The sequence below is a fragment of the Pseudomonas sp. PDM01 genome (assembly GCF_014852325.1).
GTDB lineage: Bacteria > Pseudomonadota > Gammaproteobacteria > Pseudomonadales > Pseudomonadaceae > Aquipseudomonas > Aquipseudomonas migulae.
Window position 1 is genome coordinate 342,986 of record NZ_JACVBK010000002.1, and the last position, 23,563, is coordinate 366,548.

Annotated in this window: 25 protein-coding genes and 1 pseudogene; 17 read left to right on the forward strand and 9 right to left on the reverse strand. The window is 60.7% G+C overall.

Annotated elements, in window-relative coordinates:
- Both lysA and lptM read right to left on the reverse strand, forming a co-directional pair.
- Positions 1–1,248, reverse strand: a complete 1,248-nt coding sequence (gene lysA, locus IB246_RS06100) for a diaminopimelate decarboxylase (protein WP_008040631.1) — start codon at positions 1,246–1,248, stop codon at positions 1–3.
- A gap of 9 nt (positions 1,249–1,257) precedes the next feature.
- Positions 1,258–1,431, reverse strand: a complete 174-nt coding sequence (lptM, locus tag IB246_RS06105; RefSeq protein WP_008040632.1) for an LPS translocon maturation chaperone LptM — start codon at positions 1,429–1,431, stop codon at positions 1,258–1,260.
- A gap of 317 nt (positions 1,432–1,748) precedes the next feature.
- On the opposite strand from lptM, the gene cyaY reads away from it, so the two are divergent.
- The 3 genes from cyaY to rnk all read left to right on the forward strand — a co-directional run bounded on the left by cyaY (position 1,749) and on the right by rnk (position 2,986).
- Entirely contained in the window at positions 1,749–2,081 is a 333-nt protein-coding gene (gene cyaY, locus IB246_RS06110; protein WP_008024366.1) for an iron donor protein CyaY, read from the forward strand.
- A 4-nt stretch (positions 2,082–2,085) separates the two neighbouring features.
- Positions 2,086–2,304: a DUF1289 domain-containing protein gene (locus IB246_RS06115; RefSeq protein ID WP_081500210.1), complete on the forward strand. Its 219-nt coding sequence runs from the start codon at positions 2,086–2,088 to the stop codon at positions 2,302–2,304.
- A 271-nt stretch (positions 2,305–2,575) separates the two neighbouring features.
- A complete protein-coding gene (gene rnk, locus IB246_RS06120) occupies positions 2,576–2,986 on the forward strand; it encodes a nucleoside diphosphate kinase regulator (RefSeq protein WP_008040633.1) in 411 nt (136 codons plus the stop codon).
- A 6-nt stretch (positions 2,987–2,992) separates the two neighbouring features.
- On the opposite strand, the gene IB246_RS06125 is transcribed toward rnk, so the two are convergent.
- The 3 genes from IB246_RS06125 to IB246_RS06135 form a co-directional block, all read right to left on the reverse strand.
- Positions 2,993–5,836: a class I adenylate cyclase gene (locus tag IB246_RS06125; protein WP_008040634.1), complete on the reverse strand. Its 2,844-nt coding sequence runs from the start codon at positions 5,834–5,836 to the stop codon at positions 2,993–2,995.
- Between the two features lie 193 nt (positions 5,837–6,029).
- Positions 6,030–6,275: a TIGR02647 family protein gene (locus IB246_RS06130; protein ID WP_008024358.1), complete on the reverse strand. Its 246-nt coding sequence runs from the start codon at positions 6,273–6,275 to the stop codon at positions 6,030–6,032.
- A gap of 270 nt (positions 6,276–6,545) precedes the next feature.
- On the reverse strand, positions 6,546–6,830 hold the full coding sequence (locus tag IB246_RS06135) for a hypothetical protein (protein ID WP_008024357.1): 285 nt from the start codon (positions 6,828–6,830) through the stop codon (positions 6,546–6,548).
- Between the two features lie 125 nt (positions 6,831–6,955).
- On the opposite strand from IB246_RS06135, the gene IB246_RS06140 reads away from it, so the two are divergent.
- Together IB246_RS06140 and IB246_RS06145 are read left to right on the forward strand one after the other, a co-directional pair.
- A complete protein-coding gene (locus tag IB246_RS06140) occupies positions 6,956–7,615 on the forward strand; it encodes a glutathione S-transferase family protein (RefSeq protein WP_008040635.1) in 660 nt (219 codons plus the stop codon).
- Between the two features lie 197 nt (positions 7,616–7,812).
- The gene (locus IB246_RS06145) at positions 7,813–8,487 is read left to right on the forward strand and encodes a glutathione S-transferase family protein (RefSeq protein ID WP_032832560.1); all 675 of its coding nucleotides are present in this window, start codon (positions 7,813–7,815) and stop codon (positions 8,485–8,487) included.
- A 56-nt stretch (positions 8,488–8,543) separates the two neighbouring features.
- Here the strand turns inward: IB246_RS06145 and argH are convergent, their stop codons facing one another.
- Positions 8,544–9,938 carry an argininosuccinate lyase gene (argH, locus tag IB246_RS06150; RefSeq protein ID WP_008040637.1) on the reverse strand — a complete coding sequence of 465 codons (1,395 nt, stop codon included), beginning with the start codon at positions 9,936–9,938 and terminating at the stop codon, positions 8,544–8,546.
- A gap of 241 nt (positions 9,939–10,179) precedes the next feature.
- Here argH and IB246_RS28985 point away from each other — a divergent pair.
- The 8 genes and pseudogenes from IB246_RS28985 to IB246_RS06185 all read left to right on the forward strand — a co-directional run.
- Positions 10,180–10,389 (forward strand): annotated as a pseudogene (locus IB246_RS28985) (sensor histidine kinase); the annotation flags it as partial.
- A complete protein-coding gene (locus tag IB246_RS06155; protein ID WP_008024350.1) occupies positions 10,386–11,132 on the forward strand; it encodes a LytR/AlgR family response regulator transcription factor in 747 nt (248 codons plus the stop codon). The pseudogene IB246_RS28985 and the gene IB246_RS06155, both read left to right, overlap by 4 nt.
- Positions 11,133–11,270: 138 nt before the next feature.
- Positions 11,271–12,212, forward strand: a complete 942-nt coding sequence (gene hemC, locus IB246_RS06160; protein WP_008040638.1) for a hydroxymethylbilane synthase — start codon at positions 11,271–11,273, stop codon at positions 12,210–12,212.
- The gene (locus IB246_RS06165) at positions 12,209–12,976 is read left to right on the forward strand and encodes a uroporphyrinogen-III synthase (RefSeq protein ID WP_008040639.1); all 768 of its coding nucleotides are present in this window, start codon (positions 12,209–12,211) and stop codon (positions 12,974–12,976) included. Before hemC ends, IB246_RS06165 begins: the two co-directional genes overlap by 4 nt.
- A 16-nt stretch (positions 12,977–12,992) precedes the next feature.
- Positions 12,993–14,147 (forward strand): uroporphyrinogen-III C-methyltransferase, encoded by a 1,155-nt coding sequence (locus IB246_RS06170; RefSeq protein ID WP_008040640.1) that lies wholly within the window; start codon positions 12,993–12,995, stop codon positions 14,145–14,147.
- Positions 14,144–15,382, forward strand: coding sequence for a heme biosynthesis protein HemY (locus tag IB246_RS06175; protein WP_008040641.1), 1,239 nt, complete (start codon positions 14,144–14,146; stop codon positions 15,380–15,382). The genes IB246_RS06170 and IB246_RS06175 overlap by 4 nt, the downstream gene beginning before the upstream one ends.
- Before the next feature lie 230 nt (positions 15,383–15,612).
- A complete protein-coding gene (locus IB246_RS06180; RefSeq protein WP_008040642.1) occupies positions 15,613–16,164 on the forward strand; it encodes a disulfide bond formation protein B in 552 nt (183 codons plus the stop codon).
- 178 nt (positions 16,165–16,342) lie between these two features.
- Positions 16,343–16,801 carry an Rsd/AlgQ family anti-sigma factor gene (locus IB246_RS06185; RefSeq protein ID WP_032828552.1) on the forward strand — a complete coding sequence of 153 codons (459 nt, stop codon included), beginning with the start codon at positions 16,343–16,345 and terminating at the stop codon, positions 16,799–16,801.
- Positions 16,802–16,861: 60 nt separating this feature from the next.
- Here IB246_RS06185 and IB246_RS06190 read toward each other — a convergent pair whose 3' ends face one another.
- Positions 16,862–17,527, reverse strand: coding sequence for an FKBP-type peptidyl-prolyl cis-trans isomerase (locus IB246_RS06190; protein WP_008040643.1), 666 nt, complete (start codon positions 17,525–17,527; stop codon positions 16,862–16,864).
- 192 nt (positions 17,528–17,719) lie between these two features.
- Here IB246_RS06190 and IB246_RS06195 point away from each other — a divergent pair, with 192 nt between their 5' ends.
- Positions 17,720–18,910: an AlgP family protein gene (locus IB246_RS06195; RefSeq protein WP_008040645.1), complete on the forward strand. Its 1,191-nt coding sequence runs from the start codon at positions 17,720–17,722 to the stop codon at positions 18,908–18,910.
- Here the strand turns inward: IB246_RS06195 and IB246_RS06200 are convergent.
- Entirely contained in the window at positions 18,907–19,371 is a 465-nt protein-coding gene (locus IB246_RS06200; protein ID WP_008040647.1) for a TIGR02444 family protein, read from the reverse strand. The two genes, IB246_RS06195 and IB246_RS06200, sit on opposite strands and share 4 nt — an antisense overlap.
- 50 nt (positions 19,372–19,421) lie before the next feature.
- On the opposite strand from IB246_RS06200, the gene IB246_RS06205 reads away from it, so the two are divergent.
- The 3 genes from IB246_RS06205 to IB246_RS06215 all read left to right on the forward strand — a co-directional run bounded on the left by IB246_RS06205 (position 19,422) and on the right by IB246_RS06215 (position 22,765).
- Positions 19,422–21,332, forward strand: a complete 1,911-nt coding sequence (locus tag IB246_RS06205; RefSeq protein WP_008040648.1) for an ATP-binding cassette domain-containing protein — start codon at positions 19,422–19,424, stop codon at positions 21,330–21,332.
- Complete coding sequence (locus IB246_RS06210) at positions 21,332–21,913, forward strand: mechanosensitive ion channel family protein (protein WP_008040650.1); 582 nt, start codon at positions 21,332–21,334, stop codon at positions 21,911–21,913. The genes IB246_RS06205 and IB246_RS06210 overlap by 1 nt, the downstream gene beginning before the upstream one ends.
- A 219-nt stretch (positions 21,914–22,132) precedes the next feature.
- Positions 22,133–22,765: a LysE family transporter gene (locus tag IB246_RS06215; RefSeq protein WP_008024319.1), complete on the forward strand. Its 633-nt coding sequence runs from the start codon at positions 22,133–22,135 to the stop codon at positions 22,763–22,765.
- A gap of 54 nt (positions 22,766–22,819) precedes the next feature.
- On the opposite strand, the gene IB246_RS06220 is transcribed toward IB246_RS06215, so the two are convergent.
- Entirely contained in the window at positions 22,820–23,563 is a 744-nt protein-coding gene (locus IB246_RS06220; protein ID WP_008040655.1) for a hypothetical protein, read from the reverse strand.

Sequence of the window (23,563 nt, forward strand, 5' to 3'; positions counted from 1 at the left end):
TTACTCCGGCAGCAGGCTTTCGCCAGCAAACAACTCGGCTACCGTCTCACGGCGACGCACTTCAAATGCCTGATCACCGTCCACCAACACTTCGGCGGCACGGCCGCGGGTGTTGTAGTTGGAACTCATGACAAACCCGTAGGCGCCGGCCGAATGCACAGCCAGCAGGTCGCCTTCTTCGAGGGCCAGCTGACGATCCTTGGCCAGGAAGTCGCCGGTCTCGCAGATCGGCCCGACGATGTCGTAGGCACGAGCGGCGGTGGCGCGAGGGCGCACGGCGGTGACGTCCATCCAGGCCTGGTACAGCGCCGGGCGGATCAGGTCGTTCATGGCCGCGTCGACGATGGCGAAGTCTTTGTGTTCGGTGTGCTTGAGGTATTCGACCTGAGTCAGCAGCACGCCGGCGTTGGCGACAATGAAGCGGCCCGGCTCGAACACCAGCGCCAGGTCACGACCGTCGAGACGCTCGCGCACGGCTTTGATGTAGTCGGCAGCCAATGGTGGCTCTTCATCGCGATAACGCACGCCCAAGCCACCACCGAGATCGATGTGGCGCAGGTAAATGCCGCAATCGCCGAGGCGGTCGACCAGGCCCAGCAGGCGGTCGAGGGCATCGATGAACGGCGGCAGGGTGGTCAGTTGCGAGCCGATGTGGCAATCGACGCCGACCACTTCCAGGTTCGGCAGCTGCGCGGCACGCACGTACACGTCTTCGGCGTCGGCAATGGCGATGCCGAACTTGTTCTCTTTGAGACCGGTGGAAATGTACGGGTGCGTGCCGGCATCGACGTCCGGGTTCACACGCAGCGAGATCGGTGCGCGAACGCCCAGCTCGGCGGCGACGATTTGCAGGCGTTCCAGCTCATCGGTGGACTCGACGTTGAAGCAGTGCACGCCGACTTCCAGGGCGCGACGCATGTCGTCACGGGTCTTGCCGACACCGGAGAACACGATCTTGTCGGCGCTGCCGCCGGCGGCCAGTACGCGTTCCAGCTCACCACGGGAGACGATGTCAAAACCGGCGCCCAATCGCGCCAGGACATTCAGCACACCCAGGTTGGAGTTGGCCTTGACCGCGAAGCAGACCAGGTGCGGCATGCCGGCCAGTGCATCGGCATACGCCAGGTACTGGGCTTCGATGTGGGCACGGGAGTAGACGTAAGTCGGGGTGCCAAAGCGTTCGGCGATGGCGGACAGGGCAACCCCTTCCGCGAACAGCTCGCCGTCACGGTAGTTAAAAGCGTCCATGGGGTTCCCTTATTGGTAGACGTCGTGCTTGTGTGCTTTCGACGGCTGCTTTTGCGAGGACTGGGCCTGCTCGGCAGGGTCCTGGGAATCGTCAGGCAGGTACAGCGGACCTTTTTGACCACAGGCCGACAATAAACAAGCAACCGCGACGAGCGCAGCAAAGGAAGAGATCAGGCGCTTCATGGCGAAATCCTTGAAAATGCGTTAATTGCGCCGGAGTATACCGGCCACCCGGCAGCTTGCCTATGCGACCAGGGTCCCGTCCGGCGGGGCTTCGCATGAAGCCGGCTAGCAAGGTGCAATCCCTGTGGGAGCGAGCCTGCTCGCGATGGCGGTGTGTCAGGTGACGATGATGTTGAATGTGCCGGCCTCTTCGCGAGCAGGCTCGCTCCCACAGGTGTACCTAAATCGGCCCTTGGTCGTTATCCTTTGCAATCACCGGGGCTCGCCCGTATCTTGCGGCGCTTGAGCCTGATCAGACACTTTTTGAGGTTGCCGTAATGAGTTTGTCCGAAGCGCGTTTCCACGATCTGGTCGATGCCACCCAGCAAACCCTGGAGGACATCTTTGACGACAGCGACCTGGATATCGATCTGGAGAGCTCGGCCGGTGTGCTCACCGTCAAGTTCGAAAACGGCACTCAGTTGATCTTCAGCCGCCAGGAACCCCTGCGTCAGCTGTGGCTGGCGGCGGTGTCGGGTGGCTTCCACTTCGACTACGACGAAGAGAGCGAGCGCTGGATGTGCGACAAGAGCGAAGAGCAGCTCGGCGAGATGCTTGAGCGCATCGTCCAGCAACAGGCCGGCGCTGAATTCGATTTCGAAGGTCTGTGAGATCGTGACCCAGCCGGCCCCTGTTCGACCGCCCAAGCCGCTTTACAGCAATGTCAGCCCGGCGGTGCCTTCGCCGTGCAGCGGTGTGTGTCGGCTGGATGAGCAGAAGGTCTGCCTGGGGTGTTTTCGCCATGTCGAAGACATCCGCGAATGGCGCTCGGCCGATGATGAGCGCCGGCGGGTCATCTGCGCGCAGGCTATACAACGCAAATCCTTGGCTTGATGCACAGACCTGTAGGAGCAGAGCTTGCTCGCGAAGGCGGCGCATCAGTCGATACCCATGTTGGCTGACACGCCGCCTTCGCGAGCAAGCTCTGCTCCTACAGGTTTCATCGGCGTTACCGAAAAACAGGGTCCATCGCGCCCTGCTTGTATATTTTTTGAGCTGTGATAGTGTCCAGAAACGCCTCAACCCATCGAGGCTCGTGAAAACCCCGCCTTTTTCTGGCGGGGTTTTGCTTTTTCTGTGCAGAAGAAAGGAGTCTGCCTCTATCATGACCGCACCTTCCATCACCCTTACTCGTCTGGACGTTCAACGTCTGGAACGCCTGATCGACAGCCTGGACGACACGCTGCCGGGCGTTATCGCGCTGCAAACCGAACTGGATCGCGCCGATACCGTGGTCGGTCACGATGAAGTGCCCGCCGATGTCGTGACCATGAATTCCAGAGTGCATTGCCGCGAAGAAAGCAGCGGCAAGGACTATCACCTGACGTTGGTGTACCCCAAGGATGCCAACGCGGACGAAGGCAAGATCTCCATTCTGGCGCCTGTCGGTAGCGCACTGCTGGGCCTGAAGGTTGGCCAGCACATCGATTGGCCCGCTCCGGGCGGCAAAACCCTCAAGCTGACCCTGCTTGAAGTCGAATCGCAGCCAGCCAATGGCGGCCATTTCCCGGAATAACTTGCCTCAGACCAGCTCGAGCGCGTCATTCAATGCGCGCTCCAGATCGGCCTTGTAGCGCAGGTACAAATTGCTTGAGCTCTGACCATCACCGAGCAGGCCCGACAGGTCCAGGTCGGTGATGTAGCAGCGATAGCGTTCGGTTTCACGGCGCTGCTCGACGATTTCCCGGGCGACCACACTGAACAGTTGGTCGCCATGCTCCAGCTCTGAAAATTCCCGCTGATTGCAATACAACGTGACTTGCACCTTGCCCGGTGCGGCCTTGCCGACGATCGCCTGCACATCATAGAACGGCTTGTTGACCGGAGTTTGCGGCGCGAGTCGGGCTTCGACCCGCCGAGCTCGTCCGGGACCCGACGGCAGCAGTTGGTAATACAGCGTGTCGAGGCTCAGTGGCTGGGAGGCGTCCATCGGCAGCAAGGCATCGCGTCGGTACTGGATCGATTGCAGGAAGCGTTGCAACGGCACCAGCAGGCTTTGTTCGTCGTGATAGGGTAAGCGCTGCTGCCACAAGGCATTGAATTCATCCAGCACGTACAGATCGGCCTGGTCATCGTGAGTCCGGTAGAACACCTGAATGCACTCGGGCTGACCCATGGGCAGAATCAGTGCCAGGTCCTGATCCTCAAGCGCCATTGGGTCCAGGTGCAGCGGGCTGTAGCTCGCCAGCTCTTCGCCGAGGTAGTCGAACAGCGCCGGCAGGGTGGCGAGGGCGACGTGATTGACCTGCCCCGGCACCAATTCCAGCACGTGATAATGCTGCTGGACCTGAATCAGGTAGCGATGATTGAGTTTGCTCAGCAGCAGGTTCTGCGCGGTGTCGATCACTTCCTCGACCCGTTGCGCAATGAACTGCGCGCGGTTGTGGCAGAAGCAACGCACCCGCAACTTGGGTTGCTGTGGGCCGTTCGGCAGGTTGTTGAGGTAATCGCGCAGGCAGTCGAGCAGGGCGTGAGGGCCGTCGAAGCGATTGACCGAGACCTCGTTCCAGCTGTTGAGCGTGACCTGATCCAGGGTCAACACCAGGTTCTCGCGGACCCCGGCGTAACTCAGCGAGTCAGTGCGCTCGGTGGTCATCAGAATGTTCAGGTCGCGGTGATGCTTGAGCGGATCGACGCCGACGTTCACCAGAATCAGCACTTCGCTCGGCACGCTGGCGCGCAGCAGCGGTTCTTCGGCGACCGTGGGCAGGGGCAGGGCGATGCTCTGTTGCAGGCTGCCGAGCAGGTTGAACAGTTCGAATTCGCTCAGGTCACTGTCGCCGGGATGCAGCGCCAGGCGCGTGCTGCTATCGATCACGCCGTTGCGATGGCACCAGGTCAGCAGTTCCAGCAATTGGCGGCTGCGCTTGATCGGTGCGAAATGCTCCCACTCGAGGGCGGTCAGGCTGCCGTTGTACAAGCCCCACTGGGTTTGCCCCGATTCTTTCTTGTCTGGCGCATGTACCAGGGTCAGGGTGTCTTCGGCCAGGTCCGGGGCGATGCCCGGGTTGATGAACTCGACTTTGTCGGCCTTGCGCTCGAACGCTGCGTACAGGCGTCGGCCCAGTACGTTGAGGTCGCGCTTGTTGATCAGGCTGACGGTCTGTTCGCTGCGGGCGAACTCGGTCAGGAAGCGGTAGCTGTAATTCAGTTCGTTGACCAACGCCCGGCGCTCGGAACTGACCTGACGGACTTTCCATTGGCTACGACTATCAAGCAGCGCCAGTTGACGCTGATCCCAATGCCATTCGTGGGCCAGGCGTTCCAGCAACGAGCGCTGCCAGCTCTGGGTGCGGCTGCTGCCAGTGAGTTTACGATTGACCTTCAGGTACAGCGCGCGCCGCACCAGCTCCAGGCGCTCCGATTCGCCACGGGCGGTGAGGTATTCCTCGATTCGCCGGTAAACCACGACGTACGGGTCCAGCTCATCGAGGTCGAGCTGGTTGGCGAACACCGCTTGTTTGAAACGCAGGCTCAGGCATTGAACCTTGGGGTGTTCGCTGGCGTAGACCTCGGTCAGCAACAGCTTGAGCACCGACTTGTAGGGTGACTCGATCCCTTTGAATAACTGCCAGAGCCCGGCACCGATGAATTCGCCGGGCGGGATGTACGCCAGGTGCCCAAGGTCCAGGGTTTCGTCGGCACGGATGAAGCGTTTGGACAGCAGCGTGTGGGTGTAGCGGTCGTACGCGGCCTCTTCGTACACCGGCACCAGCCACCAGATGGGCGTGCGGCCGGCCAGCCAGATTGCAGTGCGGTAGAACTCGTCCAGCAGCAGGTAATGCTGGGTGGTGCCGCAGTCTTCCGAACTCAGTTGATTGTCCCGCTCGCCGAGCACGAAGCGGGCCGGGTCGATCAGGAAAAAATGCGCCTCGGCGCCCTGGCTCGCGGCCCAGGTTTCGAGCAACTGGCACTTTTTACGCAGCTCGTTGAGTTCGCTTTCGCTCAAGTCCGGTGCGTGACAGACCCACACGTCCATGTCGCTTTGATCGGCCTGCGCCAGGGTGCCGAGGCTGCCCATCAGGAACAGGCCGTGAATCGGTCGCGGTGGATTGCTGCCGTGGCGCGGCTTGTATGAAAACGAGCGGGTCAGGCGCTGGGCTTCGGCCAGGGCGTTGGCGTCAGGCTCGAAGTTCGACAGCCCGGCGGGGGTGCTTCCGGAAACGTAACCCGGCAACAGCGGATGATTGACGTGGAAAAACAGCGGCAGCAGGGTCAACACCCCTTGCTGACGGGTCGACAGCCCTTCCATGGCCCGCGCCATGCGGCCCTCGTTGAGCTTTAGAAAACGTGCGCGCAACTGACCGAGAACCTTGCGGTCGATTCCCTCGTCCAGATCGGGGCGGATTTCATGGGTGCGGGTCATGTCAGCTCAAACCGGCTCGCAGGGCTCGGACGTGGAGGATCTCAGGATGAGGGGCAGTTTAGCGCCTCGGCCCCGGGATATTCAGGCTGATTTTGTTTTTTTGGCGTCAGATTTCTATCGTTGGGCGACAGTTCGTATCGAAGAGTGCCCGCGGAAATCCCGTAGCGGGGGTTTCCGTGGGCGATACGGTGGGTCAGGCTGTTTCCTGGACGCTCAGAATGGTGAGAACGGTTTGCACACTTTGCGCGGCATCACGACCCAGGCTGGTCAGATAACCGCCATCGGGTTGGTCAATCAGTTCTTTTTCGAACAGGCGTTGAGCGGCAGCTATGGCTTTCGGGGCAGCGGTCTGATGAATTTTCAAACCTTCCTGGGAACTGTCCAGGTTGAAGAGTGCGAGGATTTCCAGTTCGGCAACCAACTCAGGGGTAAGCGACATAAGGACTCCAGACTTTCTAGGAATTGGACGACAGCGCCCCTAAGGTGATCCCACTCGCGCGGCATGTCCAGTGCTCACGACAGGGTTTTTTCTCTTCGGGAAGCATTCCCCGGCAGCGGGGTGCGTACCAGTGTAGTCAGGGTTCAAAAGAACGATGTATTGATTACCTGTAGGAGCGAGGCTTGCCCGCGAAGAACGGTAACGCGGTGTTTCAGAGGGACCGCGGTGGAGCTTTCGCGGGCAAGCCTCGCTCCTACATTGGAGCAATGTTTACTTCTTTTCCGGCGGCAATTCCGGCAAGGCACGCAGTGCCGCTTCGTACCATTCGGTGTTGAACGCGCGGTCTTCTTCGAGGATCGCGTCGATTTCTACCGCTAAAACGTGAGCCATCAGGTTGAGGATTTCCTCACGCTCGTAACCCACCAGGGTCAACTTGTTGAAGGTCGCCTTGGCGGCTGGCGGGTTGTCGCTCTCGATCTGGTTTTCGATCGCTTCGATCAGGGTGTTTTCGGTGAATTCTTCTTCGTCGCTATCGATGTCGGTTGGCTCGCTCATGGCAGGCTCCTCAAGGTAAGGCGGGCAGTTTACCTGCATTCAGCGCTGTGATGCTGCTGGCGAGAAACCCCCGGGCGTTCTATAAACAGGCACTGCCAACCCCCGCACGGCCTGGAGGCTTCGTGATGCTCAAGCTTTATGGATTTTCCGTCAGTAACTACTACAACATGGTGAAACTGGCGCTGCTGGAGAAAGGACTGCCGTTCGAGGAAGTGCCGTTTTATGCGGGGCAGAGCCCTGAGGCGCTGGCCATCAGCCCGCGTGGCAAGGTGCCGGTGCTGCGCGTCGAGCAAGGGTTTGTCAACGAAACCTCGGTGATTCTTGAGTACATCGAGCAGAGCCAGAAAGGCACGCCGCTGCTGCCGAGCGATCCCTTCGAGCGCGCACAGGTCCTGGCGCTGGCCAAGGAAATCGAGCTGTACATCGAGCTGCCGGCTCGTGCCTGTTATGGCGAAGCATTTTTCGGCTCGCCTTTACCCGACGCCATCAAGGACAAGACCAAAGCCGAGTTGCTGCTGGGTTTTGCCTCGCTTGAACGGCACGGCAAGTTTGCCCCTTATGTTGCAGGCGATAGCCTGAGCATTGCGGATTTGTACTTTCTGTACAGCGTGCCGCTGGCCTGTGCGGTGGGCCACAAGTTGTTTGGTGTTGACCTGTTGGCAGACATGCCAGCGGCCAAGGCATTGCTCGAGCGCCTGGAGCAGAACCCGAACGTGCAGCGGGTTGCGGCGGACAAGGATGCGGCGATGCCCGCGTTCCTGGCGATGGTGGCGTCCAAGAAATAAAGAAGTGGCGGCCATTGTGTGTGTCAGAAGATTCGCAATCTTTTGTCCCATATGGTCGTCGCCCTTGTCCGACGGGCCGTTCAGGCATTTGCGTCTTACGCGGTAATAACCGGGTTCTTTCACGGCCCCGGGTATTGGTTACTTTGAGCATCGATCGCTTCCGATCAGGAAACTTCCACGGTCAAGGAGACCCGATGATGCTCAAACTGTATGGCTTTGCGGCCAGCAATTATTTCAACATGGTCAAACTGGCACTCCTGGAGAAAGGCGTGCCGTTTGAAACGGTTCCGTTTCATGGATGCCAGAACCCGGACATCCTGGCGGTCAGCCCGCGCGGGAAAGTGCCGGTACTGGAAACCGAACAAGGGTTCTTGAGCGAAACGGACGCGATCCTCGATTTCATCGAAGAGACTCAACCGGGCATTTCTCTGCTGCCGCAAACGCCGTTTGAAAGGGCAGGCGTTCGAGCCTTGGCCAAGGAGATCGAGTTGTATATCGAACTGCCGGCGCGAGTCTGTTATGTCGAGGTGTTCTTTGGTGGCAGGCCGACCCCCGAGGCGCTGAAGGCCAAATCCGAGCGAGACCTGATCAAGGGATTTGCCGCCCTGAAACACCGGGCGCGGTTTGCACCGTACGTGGCGGGCGAACAGTTCACCCTGGCCGATTTGTACTTTCTTTACAGCGTCGATCTGGCTGTTGACGTCGGAAAGCGTTTGTTCAACGTCGATTTCCTCGACGACATGCCCGGCGCCAAAGCGTTGCTGGAGCGCCTGGCGGATAACCCGAATGTACAAAAAGTCGCCGCTGACCGGCTGGCCGAGGCGCCTGCCTTTTTGCAGCGGGTGGGAGCCGTTGGGCGCGCGACAGCCTGAGCATAAAAAAGCTCGATGGCCTTTCAGCCATCGAGCTCAGGTGTTACAGAGACCGTTTAACGGCTGGCGAGCAACGCCTGGCCGCGAGCCACCGCCTGCTTGACCTGCGCCGGAGCGGTCCCGCCGATGTGGTCACGGGCGTTCACCGAACCTTCGAGGGTCAGCACGGCGAACACGTCCTGATCGATCTGGTCGCTGAACTTGCGCAGCTCTTCCAGGCTCATTTCCGCCAGGTCTTTACCGCTTTCCACGCCGTACTTCACGGCATGGCCAACGATTTCGTGGCAGTCACGGAATGGCAGGCCACGACGCACCAGATAGTCGGCCAGGTCGGTGGCGGTGGAGAAACCGCGCAGCGCCGCTTCGCGCATCATTGCGTGCTTGGGTTTGATCGCCGGGATCATGTCGGCAAAGGCCCGCAGCGAGTCGCGCAGGGTGTCGGCGGCGTCGAACAGCGGTTCCTTGTCTTCCTGGTTGTCCTTGTTGTAGGCCAATGGCTGGCCTTTCATCAGGGTCAGCAGGCCCATCAGTGCGCCGAAGACGCGACCGGTCTTGCCACGAACCAGCTCTGGCACGTCCGGGTTTTTCTTTTGCGGCATGATCGAGCTGCCGGTGCAGAAGCGGTCCGGCAGATCGATGAACTGGAACTGGGCGCTGGTCCACAGCACCAGCTCTTCGGAGAACCGCGACAAGTGCATCATTGCGATGCTCGCGGCCGAGCAGAACTCGATGGCGAAGTCACGATCGGACACGTTGTCCAGCGAGTTGCCGCCCACGGCGTCGAAGCCCAGCAGTTGCGCGGTGTATTCGCGGTCGATCGGGTACGTGGTGCCCGCCAGCGCGGCACTGCCCAACGGCATGCGGTTGGTGCGTTTGCGGCAGTCGACCAGACGCTCGTAGTCGCGGCTGAGCATTTCGAACCAGGCCAGCATGTGGTGCCCGAAGGTCACCGGCTGCGCGGTTTGCAGGTGAGTGAAGCCCGGCATGATGCTGCCGGCTTCGCGCTCGGCCTGCTCCAGCAGGCCTTTTTGCAGGCGGGTGATTTCGCCCAGGATCAGGTCGATCTCGTCACGCAGCCACAGGCGAATGTCGGTGGCGACCTGGTCGTTACGGCTGCGGCCGGTGTGCAGCTTTTTACCGGTCACGCCGATGCGGTCGGTCAGACGCGCCTCGATGTTCATGTGCACGTCTTCGAGGTCGATGCGCCAGTCGAACTGGCCGGCCTCGATTTCACCCTGGATGGTCTTCAGGCCATCGGTGATGCTGTCGCGCTCGGCATCAGTCAGCACGCCGACCTTGGCCAGCATGGTGGCGTGGGCGATCGAGCCCATGATGTCGTGGCGATACAGGCGCTGGTCGAAAGTGACGGAGGCGGTGAAGCGGGCGACGAAGGCGTCGACGGGTTCACTGAAGCGGCCGCCCCAGGACTGATTGGTCTTGTCAGTGCTCATGAATTCGCTCGTATCGGCTGAAGAAAGATGGCGTTGAAAGCTGCGGCGGATAATAACAGGGTTGCCAATCCTGTCGCTGACACTGGTCGACACGTTTTTTTCTCATGCGTCGACCCATACTCAAGGCAGGCATTGTGGAAATTGCGCAACGATATTTTTCAATTGAGCAATAACGTGCCGGCAACCGTCTACAGTTGGACAGTAGGATCAGCGCACTTCCTGGCGCTGCAGCGGACGATAAGAAGAGGGGGTGTTCATATTGTGTATCAGCAAACCCTACGGCGATGCCTCGCCAACCGCCAATTGCCCGGCAAATAAAAATTTAGCAGTCGGACGGGCGGCACTTTTTGGCCCTCGCGCTAGTCTTAGCGTGGATCGCGGTGACAGACGTCACTTCACCTGTCTACGCTATCCTTGTGCGAGACTCACGCAGGAATCCAGCGCAATATGAATGTCCTGATCGTTGATGACGAACCCCTTGCCCGCGAGCGCCTGAGCCGAATGGTCGGCGAACTCGAGGGATACAGTGTCCTGGAGCCGAGCGCCACGAACGGCGAAGAAGCGTTGGCACTGATCGACAGCCACAAACCGGATATCGTGCTGCTCGATATCCGCATGCCGGGCCTCGATGGCCTGCAAGTGGCTGCACGATTGTGCGAACGCGAAACCCCGCCCGCCGTGGTGTTTTGCACAGGTCCCGATGAATTTGCCGTGGAAGCCTTACAGGCCAGCGCCGTAGGCTATCTGGTGAAACCTGTGCGTACAGAACAATTGCATGACGCGTTGAAAAAAGCCGAACGCCCCAATCGCGTCCAGCTCGCGGCTTTGACCCGTCCCGCCGCCGAAACCGGCAGCGGCCCGCGCAGCCATATCAGCGCCCGTACCCGTAAAGGTATTGAACTGATCCCGTTGGGGCAGGTGGTCTACTTCATTGCGGATCACAAATACGTGACTTTGCGCCATGAAGGCGGCGAAGTGCTGCTGGATGAGCCGCTCAAGGCCCTTGAGGATGAATTCGGTGACCGTTTCGTGCGGATCCACCGCAACGCCCTGGTCGCCCGCGAACGCATCGAACGCCTGCAACGCACGCCACTGGGGCATTTTCAGCTGTTCCTCAAAGGCCTGAACGGTGACGCCCTGATCGTCAGCCGACGCCATGTGGCCGGTGTGCGCAAAATGATGCAACAGCTTTAATTCGCCACCCGCAGGCGAACTTCTCACCCGATTGCCGGACGTCCGGGGCCAGGGAGGCCAGGCAATTCCTGATTCAAGTCAAAGCGGATTTGGTTGAGCTGTTATTATCTGCCGTATCTATTCAGTACGGATTGATCCATGTCCTCTCGCGAAATCCGCATCGCCACCCGCAAAAGTGCTCTCGCCCTGTGGCAGGCCGAATACGTCAAAGCCCGTCTGGAAGAGGCCCATCCGGGGCTGCTCGTGACGTTGGTGCCCATGGTCAGTCGTGGCGACAAGCTGCTCGACTCGCCGCTGTCGAAAATCGGCGGCAAGGGCCTGTTCGTCAAAGAGCTGGAAACCGCGCTGCTGGAAAATGAAGCCGACATCGCCGTGCATTCCATGAAAGACGTCCCGATGGACTTCCCGGAAGGCCTCGGTCTGTTCTGCATCTGCGAACGAGAAGACCCGCGCGATGCCTTCGTCTCCAATACCTATGCCAGCCTGGACGAATTGCCGTCAGGCAGCATCGTCGGCACCTCCAGCCTGCGCCGTCAGGCTCAGTTGCTGACCCGTCGCCCGGACCTGGAAATCCGCTTCCTGCGCGGTAACGTCAACACGCGCCTGGCCAAGCTCGATGCCGGCGAATACGACGCCATCATCCTCGCGGCGGCCGGTCTGATTCGACTGGGCTTCGAGGATCGCATCACCTCGGCGATCAGCGTCGATGACAGCCTGCCCGCCGGTGGCCAGGGTGCCGTAGGCATCGAATGCCGCTCCGCCGACCGCGAAATTCACGCCTTGCTCGCGCCGCTGCACCATCAGGACACCGCCACCCGTGTCACCGCCGAACGTGCCCTCAACAAACATCTGAATGGCGGTTGCCAGGTGCCGATCGCCTGCTACGCCGTGCTGGAAGGCGAGCAGATCTGGTTGCGTGGCCTGGTGGGCGATCCGAGCGGCGGTCTGCTGCTCAGCGCCGAAGCCCGTGCACCGCGCGCCGATGCCGAAGCACTGGGTGTGCGAGTGGCCGAAGACCTCCTGAGCCAGGGTGCCAACGACATTCTGAAAGCGGTCTACGGTGAGGCAGGTCACGAGTGACGGGCTGGCGCCTGCTGCTGACGCGTCCGGCGGATGAGTCGGCGGCGCTGAGCGCTGTGTTGGCCGAAGCGGGGATTTTCAGCAGCAGTTTGCCGCTTTTGGAAATTGAACCGATTCCGGCCTCTGCCACAATGCGCCAGGTGATTCAGGATCTGGATCGTTATTGCGCCGTGATCGTGGTCAGCAAACCCGCCGCCAGAATCGCGGTGGACCTGGTCGACCAGTACTGGCCGCAAGCACCGCGCCTGAAGTGGTTCAGCGTAGGCGCGGCGACGGCGCAGATCCTTGATGAACACGGGTTGGACGTGAGTTTCCCGGCCGAGGGTGATGACAGCGAAGCCTTGCTGGAGCTTGCGTCGTTGCGCGAGGCTGTCGAGCAGCCTGATCCACGGGTGCTGATCCTGCGTGGGGAGGGTGGCCGCGAGTTGCTCGCAGAGCGTTTGCGCGAGCTTGGTGCTAGTGTCGACTATCTGGAGTTGTATCGCCGCAAGCTTCCACAGTATCCGCCGGCAACACTGCCTGAGCGGATCAAGGCGGAACGCTTGAACGGGCTGGTGGTCAGCAGTGGACAGGGTTTTGAGCATCTGTATCAATTGGCCGGCGATGCCTGGCCACAGTTGGCGCAGTTGCCGTTGTTTGTACCAAGCCCCAGGGTCGCCGAGCTGGCACGTGCCGCCGGGGCCCAAACAGTTGTGGATTGTCGTGGCGCGAGTGCCACGGCTTTGCTGACGGTGTTACGGGAGCATCCCGAACCCGTTCTCTAATGCAAAGGATGGATACGTGAGCGAAACAGCCTTGCCTAAAGATGACTCCCGGCCAGTGATCGATGCGCCGGTAGATGCACCGGTAGAAAGTGCGCCACCTGCTGCAGAGCAGCGCCGAGGCAATGGGCTGGCAATCGTCGCGCTGTTGCTGGGCGCCGCCGGTGTGGCGGTGGGCGGTTGGGGTGTCTGGCAGGTGCGTCACCTGCAAGCCAATACGCAGGAGCAGTTGAGTCAGGTGCAGGCGTTGAACGATCAGGCGCAAAGCCTGAAGCTCAACGAGCAGCGCCTTAGCGCACGCCTTGAGCAAATGCCTGCCGCCGAAGAACTCGATGCCCGCAGCCGTCTGGTGATCCAGCTGCAAGGCGATCAGCAGCGCTTGAATCAACGTCTGGAAACCGTCCTCGGCGCCAGCCGCAAGGACTGGCGCCTGGCTGAGGCCGAACACTTGCTGCGCCTGGCCAGCCTGCGTCTTTCGGCGTTGCAGGACATCAACAGCGCTCAGGCGCTGGTGCAGGGCGCCGACGAAATTCTTCGCGAACAGAACGATCCGGGTTCCTTTGCCGCTCGCGAGCAAGTGGCGAAAACCCTGGTCGCCTTGCGCAGTACCGAACAGCCGGATCGCACTGGTCTTTTCCTGCGACTGGGTGCGCTGCGCGATCAGGTGGTCAGCCTCACCGAGCTGGCTCCCGAGTACAAGGATCGGGGTGATTCGCTGCTGGGCCTGACCGCCGATGGCGACGGCGCCAGTCGTTGGGCGCAGTGGTGGGATCAGATCTCGCGTTACATCCGTATCGATTTCAATGCCGATAAAAATGTCCGTCCGCTGCTGGCAGGGCAGAGCCTGAGCCAGGTGCGCCTGGCCTTGAGCCTGGCGCTGGAGCAGGCGCAGTGGGCGGCGCTCAATGGTCAGGCTGCGGTCTACACCCAGGCGCTGGCCGAGGCGCGGGACGTGCTCAAGGGTAATTTCAACCCGGACAACCCGCAGAGCAAAGTGATGCTCGAACAGGTTGGCGAACTGAGCAAGCAGCCGGTCACCGTGGTCACGCCGGACCTGACCGGTACGCTGAGCGCGGTTCAGGGCTATCTCGAGCGACGTAATGTCAACGCCGAGGACTCGATCAAACCCATGGCCAAACCTGCCGCAAGCACCGCGCAGGAGGCCACGCCATGAAACGCCTCTATGTGATCGTGTTTCTGGCCATTGCCGTTGCCGCCGCGTTGGGGCTGGCGATTGCCGAGCATTCCGGCTACGTGCTGATCGCCTACAAGAGCTTCCGTTTCGAATCGAGCCTGTGGGCCACCCTGGCGCTGGTGGCGGTGCTGTGGCTGGTGTTCTGGGGCATCAAGGCGTTGATCGAATTGGTGACGACCTCCAGTGGCGTGGTCAACCCATGGTCGCGGCGCAATCGCAGTCGTCGGGTGCAAGTGGCGATCGAGCACGGTCAGCTGGATTTGGCTGAGGGTCGCTGGGCCAGCGCGCAGCGTCATCTGCATCGTGCCGCCGAAGCCGAGCGCCAGCCGCTGCTTTACTACCTCGGCGCTGCCCGCGCGGCGAACGAACAAGGTCATTACGAAGAAAGCGACAACCTGCTGGAGCGCGCACTGGAGCGACAGCCTCAGGCCGAGTTGGCGATTGCCCTGAGTCATGCCCAATTGCAGACCGACCGTGGCGACACTGACGGCGCCCTGTCGACGTTGCAGGCGATGCATGAGCGTCACCCTCACAACGTACAGACCTTGCGCCAGTTGCAACGCTTGCATCAGCAGCGCGGCGACTGGTCAGCGGTGATTCGCCTGCTGCCGGAGCTGCGCAAGGACAAGGTCCTGCCGGCGGCCGAGCTGGCCGAACTTGAGCGCCGGGCCTGGGGCGAAAACCTGTCCCTGGCTGCGCGTCAGGAAGAAGACGGGACGGTGGGTTTGCAATCGCTCAACCGCGCTTGGCAACAACTCACCTCGGCTCAGCGCCAGGAGCCGCAACTGGTATTGGCGTATGCCGAGCAACTTCGGCAACTGGGCGCGCAGGTTGAGGCCGAAGAGGTCCTGCGAACGGCGCTCAAGCGCAACTACGACAGCCATCTGGCACGCCTTTACGGGCTGGTTCGCGGCAGTGACTCTGCGCGTCAATTGCAGACCGCCGAGGGCTGGCTCAAGGATCATCCGGCTGACCCGAGCCTGTTACTGACCCTTGGTCGTCTGTGTCTGCAAAACAGTTTGTGGGGCAAGGCCCGGGACTATCTGGAAAGCAGCCTGCGCGCGCAGCGCAACCCGGAAGCCTGTGCCGAGCTGGCTCGGCTGCTGGCGCAACTGGGCGACACCGAGCGCAGCAATCAGCTGTTTCAGGAAGGCCTTGGTTTGCTGGACGAACGCTTGCTGGCCGCGCCGCTACCGGCGCCGGTTCATGCCTGATTGTGTGGCGAGGGGGGCAAGCTCTCTCGCCACGCAGTAGGTGTTGCAGCGACGTTTTCTTACATTCGTAGAGCCTCGACGGCAAAGTCCTACAGAGGACTACACCTGATCCTCTCGCTTCTGTCGGGAATTCCCTACACCTCTGTTGAAGTGTCCTTGCTGGCTTGCCTTGAAAGGCTGCCGCGCTTTCCTCTACCGTAACCACTTGTCTCTACTGGTACGGAAAAGCCATGACGTTGGCCTGCTCACGCTCCTTGTTTTTCATGGTTTTCATTGCCGGCGCGCTGGCGTTGGGCGTTTCCTACTACCTGGAATATGCAGTCGGCCTCAAGCCCTGCGGGCTGTGCCTTTTACAGCGGATTTGCCTGGCGGTGCTCACGGGTGTCTGCCTGATGGCTTCGGTTCATGGCCCCGGTCGCTTCGGTTCGTTCCTGTACTGGCTGCTCGGTCTATTGTGCAGTCTGGCGGGTACGGTGACGGCGTGGCGTCAGGTGTTGTTGCAAGGCGATCCGGTGCAACAGCTGTCAGCGTGCTCGCTCAGCCTGACGGACCCGTTCGCAAGCACCCCCTTGGTTTATGTGGTGCAGCAGATGTTCAAGGGCACGGCCGAATGCGCACAGATTTCCTGGACGCTGTTTGACCTGAGCCTGCCCGAGTGGAGTCTGCTCTTCTTCATCGCCATGACGATCCTGAGTGTTTACCAGTTGCTGCGCGTGGTCTGGATCGCTTGTCAGCGACCGCTCAGCGGCACGTCGTCGCACCGGGCGCTGGTCGGCGATTAAACACTTGTATGAACTTTATCTGCTGCGTACCTTGAAGCCACAGTCGCGCGGGCATAATCTGGCCCGCACGTGTCATTGGAATTATGTTGCTCGAATGACGCTCTGCCTGGCCGACTCTTGATCTTCAAGTGTGCGACAGGTGTAGAGCAGCATGACCCACAAGGGAAGAGAGACCGCCATGCTCGAAAGTTGTCAGAATGCTCAGGAACGCTGGGGTGGAGTGCATCTGCTGATCGATCGCTGGTTGCAGGAACGTCACGAACTGGTTCGGGCCTATGATGATCTCGGCGCCAAGCCTGAGGCGCTGGGTGAGAACCGCAAGCCATTGCAGGAATTCTGCGGCGTGCTGGTCGATTACGTGTCTGCCGGGCACTTCGAGATCTACGAACAGCTGACGGGGGAGGCCAAGGCTTTCAACGACAAGCGTGGTCTGGAACTCGCCGAGACCATCTACCCGCGCATCGACGTCATCACCGAGAAGCTGCTCGCGTTCAACGACCTGTGTGACGCAGGCAAATGCGTAGCAGAGAAATTCAAAGAGCTGGGTGGCTTGTTGCACGAACGCTTCGAACTGGAAGACTGCCTGATCGAAGTGCTGCACACCGCTCACAAGGAAGTGGATTCGGTTCAGGCCTGAACCCTTTCCTGCCACACCTCAAAACGGTGCGCTTTGCGCGCCGTTTTTCGTTTCCGCTGTTTAGCTGGTGGCGCCGCGCAATTCGACTTCGAATACCAGCGGCGTGAACGGCTCGATCAAGTCGCCGGCACCGTCGGCGCCATAGGCTTGGGCCGATGGAATCACCAATCGCCACTTCGCACCGACCGGCATGTTTTGCAGCGCGCTGCGCCATCCGCTGATCACGCTGTCGAGACTGAACCATTGCGGTTGAGTGTTCTGATCGAACACGGTGCCGTCGGGAAGACGACCGACGTACAGCACCTGAACCTTGCCATTCGGACCGGCTTTCGCGCCGGTGCCGGGTGTCAGCTCCGTCAGCAATATTCCATCGGCCAGTTCGCGAACGCCGGGTCTGGTTTTTTCTTCGGCGAGAAATCGATGCTCTTTTTCGAGAGAGGCTTCGCTCTGTGGCGGGGTCGGCTGCAAGGCTGCCTGCGCTTCGTGCTCGGTCAGAATCTGTTCGATCTGCTCATCTTTCAGGGCCAGGGGTTTGCCTTGATAGGCTTGCTGCAAACCTTCGACCAGCGCCTGCAGTTGCAGGTCGGGAACCTCCAGGCGCAAGCGTTCGCCGAGGCTCGCGCCCAGGCTGTAAGCGAGATCGTGAGCTTCATTTTCCTTGGTTTTTTCGGCGGCTTGGGCGATGGAAAAAAACACGCACAGCGATAAAAAAAGGTAGCGCGACATGGGCACTCTCCGACCTGAGATGCGGCAGATTATGCCAGTGTGAATGCGTTCGACAGTGAACTTGTTTTGCGTAAGCGCAGAAGATTTTCGATCCGTTGCAACGCGACGCTTTCGATACTGTCAACATGCCCTAGCGGCGGTAGCAGCAGAGGTCTAGTATGAGCCGCACCCACGTCAGCCAGGAGGTAAACCATGTCGGCCACCAAGAAGCCTGTAAATACCCCGTTGCACTTACTCCAACAACTGTCGGGCAGCTTGCTCGAGCATTTGGAAACCGCTTGTTCCCAAGCCTTGGCTGATGCTGAAAAACTGCTCGCCAAACTGGAAAAACAGCGCGGAAAAGCACAAGAGAAATTGCACAAATCCCGCACCAAATTGCAGGACGCTGCGGCGGCCGGCAAAGCCAAGGCACAAGCCAAGGCGAAGGACGGCGTGCAGCAACTCGAAGACGTGCTCGATGCCCTCAAGGATCGTCAGTCCGACACCCGCGCCTACATTCTGCAACTCAAACGCGATGCCCAAGAAAGCCTGAAACTGGCCCAGGGCGTCGGTCGTGTTCAAGAGGCTGTCGCCAAGGCGTTGTCCTTGCGTGCGGCCAAGCCTGCTGCGGCCCCTGCGAAGAAAGCCGCTGCCAAACCGGCTGCTGCAAAAGCACCGGCCAAACCTGCCGCCAAGGCACCTGTGAAAGCGGCGGCTAAACCTGCAGCTAAACCTGCGGCGAAAAAACCAGTCGCTGCCAGCGCTGCTAAACCGGCTGCAAAACCAGCCGCTAAAACTGCTGCTGCCAAACCTGCTGCCAAGCCAGCCGCTGCCAAAACAGCTGCCGCAAAACCGGCTGCAAAAACCACTGCTGCCAAACCGGCCGTAGCGAAAACTGCAGCGGCCAAACCCGCCGCAAAACCGGCAGTTAAAACGGCTGCAAAACCAGCCGCTAAAACTGCTGCTGCGAAGCCTGCTGCCAAGCCAGTCGCCGCTAAAACCGCTGCCAAGCCAGCGGCAAAACCAGTGGCTAAAACTGCTGCTGCGAAACCTGCTGCCAAACCGGCCGCTACCAGGACTGCTGCTGCAAAACCTGCGACTGCAAAACCTGCCGCCGCTGCCAAGCCAGCCACCGCGGCAAAACCTGCCGCAGCGAAACCAGCAGCCAAACCTGCCGCTGCCAAGCCGGCTGCAAAACCAGCTGCCAAGCCAGCAGCCAAACCAGCCGTGAAAAAACCGGCCGCTGTTGCCAAGCCGACCCCGGTAATTGCTGCCAAGCCAGCGACACCGGCGCCATCCGCTTCGGCCGCGCCTGCACCAGCAGCCTCCACCTCGACAGTCACCACGGCGCCAACGCCTGTCGCCCCGTCGAGCACCAGCTCCACCCCAACCAGCGCTTCCTAAGTGCCGGTTGCCGCGACGCGCAGCTGATGCAGCGCGTCGCGGTCCAGGTGGGCGGCACCCGCCGCCACACCCACCAGCCAGGCCGATAAATCGGTCGCCTCACACTGCGGCCAATTCAACGCCGCTCGCTCCAGCCGCATCAGCAAATGCCGCTCGGCTTCCAGCTCCAGCGTTTTTACTTGTTCGCGTAACGCATTCAGTTCGGCGTCCTCAGTCGCGACGACTTTCCATCGCATGCGCAAGGCGCGCAGCGGTTGAACAACATCCGCGTCCCAAGGCTGCGCCACGTTGCGAAGCTGCCGCAGTCGATGTTCGTTGCAGGCGATCCCGCGCTGGCCAAGCCACAACCCGCATAGCAACAGGCACACATTCACCCCCGTCGATTGCAGGGTCAGGCACGCGGCTTCAACGCCGGGACGGGCGTAAGTGCCAAGGGAAAAGCTCCACAGGTCAGAGGACATAGTGCTACTCGCGCCAGTTGCGAGCGAAGCTGGTAGACTCCGCCGCCATTATGATTCGACTTCAGAACCTGACTTTACAGCGTGGCCCGCAACGTCTGCTAGAAGACGCCGAGCTGACCCTGCACGCCGGCCACAAAGCCGGCCTCATCGGTGCCAACGGCGCCGGCAAATCGAGCCTGTTCGCCTTGATCCGGGGCGAACTGCACCCGGACTCGGGTGACTGCTTCCTGCCGGCCGACTGGCGCATCGCCCACATGCGCCAGGAGATCGAGACGCTCGAGCGCCTGGCGGTCGACTACGTGCTCGATGGCGACCTGCGCCTGCGCGAGGTGCAACGTGACCTCGCCGCGGCCGAAGCCGCCCATGACGGCACCGCTCTGGCCCGCCTGCACTCGGAACTCGACAGCGCCGACGGTTACACCGCCGACGCTCGTGCCCGCAAGCTGCTGGCCGGGCTTGGGTTCACCAATGAGCAGATGGATCGCCAGGTCGGCGATTTCTCCGGTGGCTGGCGGATGCGCCTGAACCTGGCGCAGGCATTGATGTGCCCCTCGGACTTGCTGCTGCTCGACGAACCGACCAACCACTTGGACCTCGACGCCATCATCTGGCTCGAAGAATGGCTGAAAAGCTATCCCGGCACCTTGCTGCTGATTTCCCACGACCGGGATTTTCTCGACGCCGTGGTCGATCACGTGGCCCATGTCGACCAACGCAAGATCACCCTGTATCGCGGTGGTTACAGCGCTTTCGAACGTGCCCGCGCCGAACGTCTGGCCCAGCAACAGCAAGCCTACGAGAAGCAGCAGGCGCAACGTGCGCACATGGAAAGCTACATCGCCCGCTTCAAGGCCCAGGCCACCAAGGCCCGTCAGGCCCAGAGCCGGATCAAGGCGCTGGAGCGGATGGAAGAGTTGTCCGCCGCCCACGTCGATTCGCCGTTCGACTTCGTCTTCCGCGAGTCGACGAAGATTTCCAGCCCGCTGATCGATCTGTCCGATGCCCGTCTGGGCTACGGCGACAAAACCGTGCTGGAGAAGGTCAAGCTGCAACTGACCCCCGGCGCGCGCATCGGTTTGCTCGGCCCCAACGGCGCCGGTAAATCGACCCTGATCAAAAACCTCGCCGGTGAGCTTTCGCCGCTGGCCGGTCGGCTGACCCGTGGCGAGAACACCGTCGTCGGTTACTTCGCCCAGCATCAGCTCGATTCCCTCGACTCGAAGGCCAGCCCGTTGCTGCACTTGCAGCGTCTGGCGCCAACCGAGCGTGAACAGACGTTGCGCGACTTCCTCGGTGGTTTCGACTTCCGCGGCGCGCGCATCGATGAGCCCGTGCTGAACTTCTCCGGTGGCGAGAAAGCCCGGCTGGCCCTGGCGTTGATCGCCTGGGAGCGGCCGAACCTGTTGCTGCTCGACGAACCGACCAACCACCTGGACCTGGAAATGCGCCTGGCGCTGACCATGGCCCTGCAGGAATTCAGCGGTGCGGTACTGGTGGTCTCCCACGATCGTCATTTGCTCAAAAGCACCACCGACAATTTCTATCTGGTGGCGGACGGCAAGGTCGAGGAGTTTGATGGCGACCTGGAAGACTACGCCCGTTGGCTGGTCGACTACCGTCAGCGCAATGCCCCGGTCAGCACCACGCCGGTCAATCCGGACAAGACTGACAAGAAGGCCCAGCGTCAGGCCGCCGCTGCGTTGCGTCAGCAACTGGCACCGCACAAGCGCGAGGCTGACAAGCTCGAAGCCGAGCTGGGCAAGCTCCACGAGAAGCTGGCGAAGATCGATACCAGCCTCGGCGACAGCGACATTTACGAGCCGGCGCGCAAGAACGACCTGCGTGATCTGCTGGCCGAGCAAGCCAAGCTGAAAGTGCGTGAAGCCGAACTGGAAGAAGCCTGGATGGAAGCCCTGGAATTGCTGGAAAGCATGCAGGCGGAGCTGGAGGCGCTGTCCTGATGGAGGCGTTCAAGCTGCCGCTGCCGGCGGTGTGGGTCGAGCCGATCTGGCTCGTCGTGCAAATCCTGCTGATTCTGTTGGCCGGTTACTTCACCCAGCGCTTTGTTGCGAAATGCCTGACACGCCTGGGCGAGCGCTACCCGTTTCCGCCGCAGTTGCTGATGCCGCTGCGGGGCGGCCTGCGCTGGCTGATCATGGGCAGTGCGCTGATTTTCGTGCTGGAACGCCTCGGGGTGTCGGCGACGGTGCTCTGGACCGCGTTGTCCGGCTTCGTCGCGGTCGCGGCGGTGGCGTTTTTCGCCATGTGGAGCGTGCTCTCCAATCTGCTCTGCGCGATCCTGATCTTCACCGTCGGCCCGTTTCGCCTCGGCGATGTGGTCGAGTTGGTGGACACCACTGACAAGCCTGGCGTCAAAGGTCGGGTGGTGGCGATCAATCTGCTTTACACCACGTTGATCGAAGCTGAAGAGCTTGGGACCGGCAGTGCGATGGTTCAGGTGCCTAACAGCCTGTTCTTCCAGCGCTCGGTTCGACGCTGGCGTGGTAGTGATGTATTCCCCTCGAACGGGTTCGAAAAGTAAGCCTTTTGCTGCTGACACACCGCTATCGCGAGCAGGCTCGCTCCCACAGTGGATCTATGGCGCTCACATATTTTGTGTTCGCTGAAGATCAAACTGTGGGAGCGAGCCTGCTCGCGATAGGGACTTCAAGTTGTAACATCCCGCAAAAAAATCGGTAGTCATCGGCCCAAAGCCGCATTAGCTTAGACATCTGTTTACGAGTCTGAGTCGAGGTGTGCGATGGAGCTTCAAACATGGCTGGCGTTTTTTGCCGCCTGCTGGGTGATCAGCCTGTCCCCCGGTGCCGGCGCCATTGCGTCGATGTCCAGCGGTCTGCAATACGGTTTCTGGCGCGGTTACTGGAATGCCCTGGGCCTGCAATTGGGCCTGGCGGTGCAGATCGCGATTGTCGGCGCCGGTGTCGGCGCGATCCTCACGGCGTCGGCCAGCGCTTTTTATGCGATCAAATGGTTCGGCGTGGCGTACCTGGTTTATCTCGCGATCAAGCAATGGCGCGCACTGCCCAGCGACATGAGCGATGACGCGGCGGTGCGTCAGATCGGCAAGCCGATGGCCCTGGTGTTCCGCGGTTTCCTGGTCAACATCAGCAACCCCAAGGCCCTGGTGTTCATGCTGGCGGTGTTGCCGCAGTTTATCGACCCGCATGCGCCATTACTGGTTCAATACCTGATCATCGGCGTAACCATGGTCTGCGTTGACCTGATCGTCATGGCCGGTTACACCGGGCTGGCGTCCAAAGTGCTGCGCATGTTGCGCACGCCCAAGCAGCAAAGACGCATGAACCGCACGTTTGCCGGGCTGTTCATTGGCGCTGCGGCGTTTATGGCGACGCTGCGCAAAGCGGCGGTGTAAAACCGCCAGGCACAAAAAAGGCGACCCTTGAGGTCGCCTTTTTCGTTCAAGGGATCAGCGCAAAATGACCGGCTCTGTATCCTCTGGCAGGTTATTGCTCAACGGCGCCTGCTCTTGCTGCTCATTCCCGCTGCCACCCAGTTGTTCGCTCAACTGACGAGCCACATCTTCCCCCAGGGACTTGGACACCTCACGTACCAACCGTGGGCGACTCTGTGAGATCTTCGCGTCCCGATGGTTCGTCAACTTGGTGTCCTGGCCTTCGCCCATCGCCGTGAAGGCCGAGGTGATTTCGAAGGTTTTGGTGTCGATCAGGCTGAAATCCGCCACCAGGGTCAGTGCCAGCACCGAGGAATAGCTGTTGGTGTTGGGTATCTCGTTGACATCACTGTTGAAGTCTACGTCCGACAAGGTGCCGAACAGTACATAGTCGGCGCCCTCGAAGTTGCCGGCCTTGATCCGCTCGATCACGTCATAGATATCGACTTTGGATTCGGCGGTGTGCGGCTTGCCTTGCACCAGCTGGAACATTCCGGAGCGCAGCATCTGGCCCTTGATGTCGCCGGTGAATTTGCGCAGCTCGGTTTGCTCGATGTAACTGGTTTTGGATTCGAACGAGTCGTAGCTCGAAGAACCGCTGGAGCTGTACTCACCCTCGCGGTAATTGTCCTTGGACGAAACGGTGTGGATGTACTGCTCCACGCGCTCCTCGTATGCCAGGTCGGTTACTGCGACTTTCGGGGCCGCCTGCACGCTGAACGTGCAAGCCAGGGCCATCATCCCAATCCATGCGCGCAT

What these genes read in the sequence shown, in the direction of transcription:
- lysA (WP_008040631.1), bottom strand. Translation starts at nt 1,248, where the DNA reads ATGGACGCTTTTAACTACCGTGACGGCGAGCTGTTCGCGGAAGGGGTT.
- lptM (WP_008040632.1), bottom strand. Translation starts at nt 1,431, where the DNA reads ATGAAGCGCCTGATCTCTTCCTTTGCTGCGCTCGTCGCGGTTGCTTGT.
- cyaY (WP_008024366.1), top strand. Translation starts at nt 1,749, where the DNA reads ATGAGTTTGTCCGAAGCGCGTTTCCACGATCTGGTCGATGCCACCCAG.
- rnk (WP_008040633.1), top strand. Translation starts at nt 2,576, where the DNA reads ATGACCGCACCTTCCATCACCCTTACTCGTCTGGACGTTCAACGTCTG.
- IB246_RS06125 (WP_008040634.1), bottom strand. Translation starts at nt 5,836, where the DNA reads ATGACCCGCACCCATGAAATCCGCCCCGATCTGGACGAGGGAATCGAC.
- IB246_RS06130 (WP_008024358.1), bottom strand. Translation starts at nt 6,275, where the DNA reads ATGTCGCTTACCCCTGAGTTGGTTGCCGAACTGGAAATCCTCGCACTC.
- IB246_RS06135 (WP_008024357.1), bottom strand. Translation starts at nt 6,830, where the DNA reads ATGAGCGAGCCAACCGACATCGATAGCGACGAAGAAGAATTCACCGAA.
- IB246_RS06140 (WP_008040635.1), top strand. Translation starts at nt 6,956, where the DNA reads ATGCTCAAGCTTTATGGATTTTCCGTCAGTAACTACTACAACATGGTG.
- IB246_RS06145 (WP_032832560.1), top strand. Translation starts at nt 7,813, where the DNA reads ATGCTCAAACTGTATGGCTTTGCGGCCAGCAATTATTTCAACATGGTC.
- argH (WP_008040637.1), bottom strand. Translation starts at nt 9,938, where the DNA reads ATGAGCACTGACAAGACCAATCAGTCCTGGGGCGGCCGCTTCAGTGAA.
- IB246_RS06155 (WP_008024350.1), top strand. Translation starts at nt 10,386, where the DNA reads ATGAATGTCCTGATCGTTGATGACGAACCCCTTGCCCGCGAGCGCCTG.
- hemC (WP_008040638.1), top strand. Translation starts at nt 11,271, where the DNA reads ATGTCCTCTCGCGAAATCCGCATCGCCACCCGCAAAAGTGCTCTCGCC.
- IB246_RS06175 (WP_008040641.1), top strand. Translation starts at nt 14,144, where the DNA reads ATGAAACGCCTCTATGTGATCGTGTTTCTGGCCATTGCCGTTGCCGCC.
- IB246_RS06180 (WP_008040642.1), top strand. Translation starts at nt 15,613, where the DNA reads ATGACGTTGGCCTGCTCACGCTCCTTGTTTTTCATGGTTTTCATTGCC.
- IB246_RS06185 (WP_032828552.1), top strand. Translation starts at nt 16,343, where the DNA reads ATGCTCGAAAGTTGTCAGAATGCTCAGGAACGCTGGGGTGGAGTGCAT.
- IB246_RS06190 (WP_008040643.1), bottom strand. Translation starts at nt 17,527, where the DNA reads ATGTCGCGCTACCTTTTTTTATCGCTGTGCGTGTTTTTTTCCATCGCC.
- IB246_RS06195 (WP_008040645.1), top strand. Translation starts at nt 17,720, where the DNA reads ATGTCGGCCACCAAGAAGCCTGTAAATACCCCGTTGCACTTACTCCAA.
- IB246_RS06200 (WP_008040647.1), bottom strand. Translation starts at nt 19,371, where the DNA reads ATGTCCTCTGACCTGTGGAGCTTTTCCCTTGGCACTTACGCCCGTCCC.
- IB246_RS06205 (WP_008040648.1), top strand. Translation starts at nt 19,422, where the DNA reads ATGATTCGACTTCAGAACCTGACTTTACAGCGTGGCCCGCAACGTCTG.
- IB246_RS06210 (WP_008040650.1), top strand. Translation starts at nt 21,332, where the DNA reads ATGGAGGCGTTCAAGCTGCCGCTGCCGGCGGTGTGGGTCGAGCCGATC.
- IB246_RS06215 (WP_008024319.1), top strand. Translation starts at nt 22,133, where the DNA reads ATGGAGCTTCAAACATGGCTGGCGTTTTTTGCCGCCTGCTGGGTGATC.
- IB246_RS06220 (WP_008040655.1), bottom strand. Translation starts at nt 23,563, where the DNA reads ATGCGCGCATGGATTGGGATGATGGCCCTGGCTTGCACGTTCAGCGTG.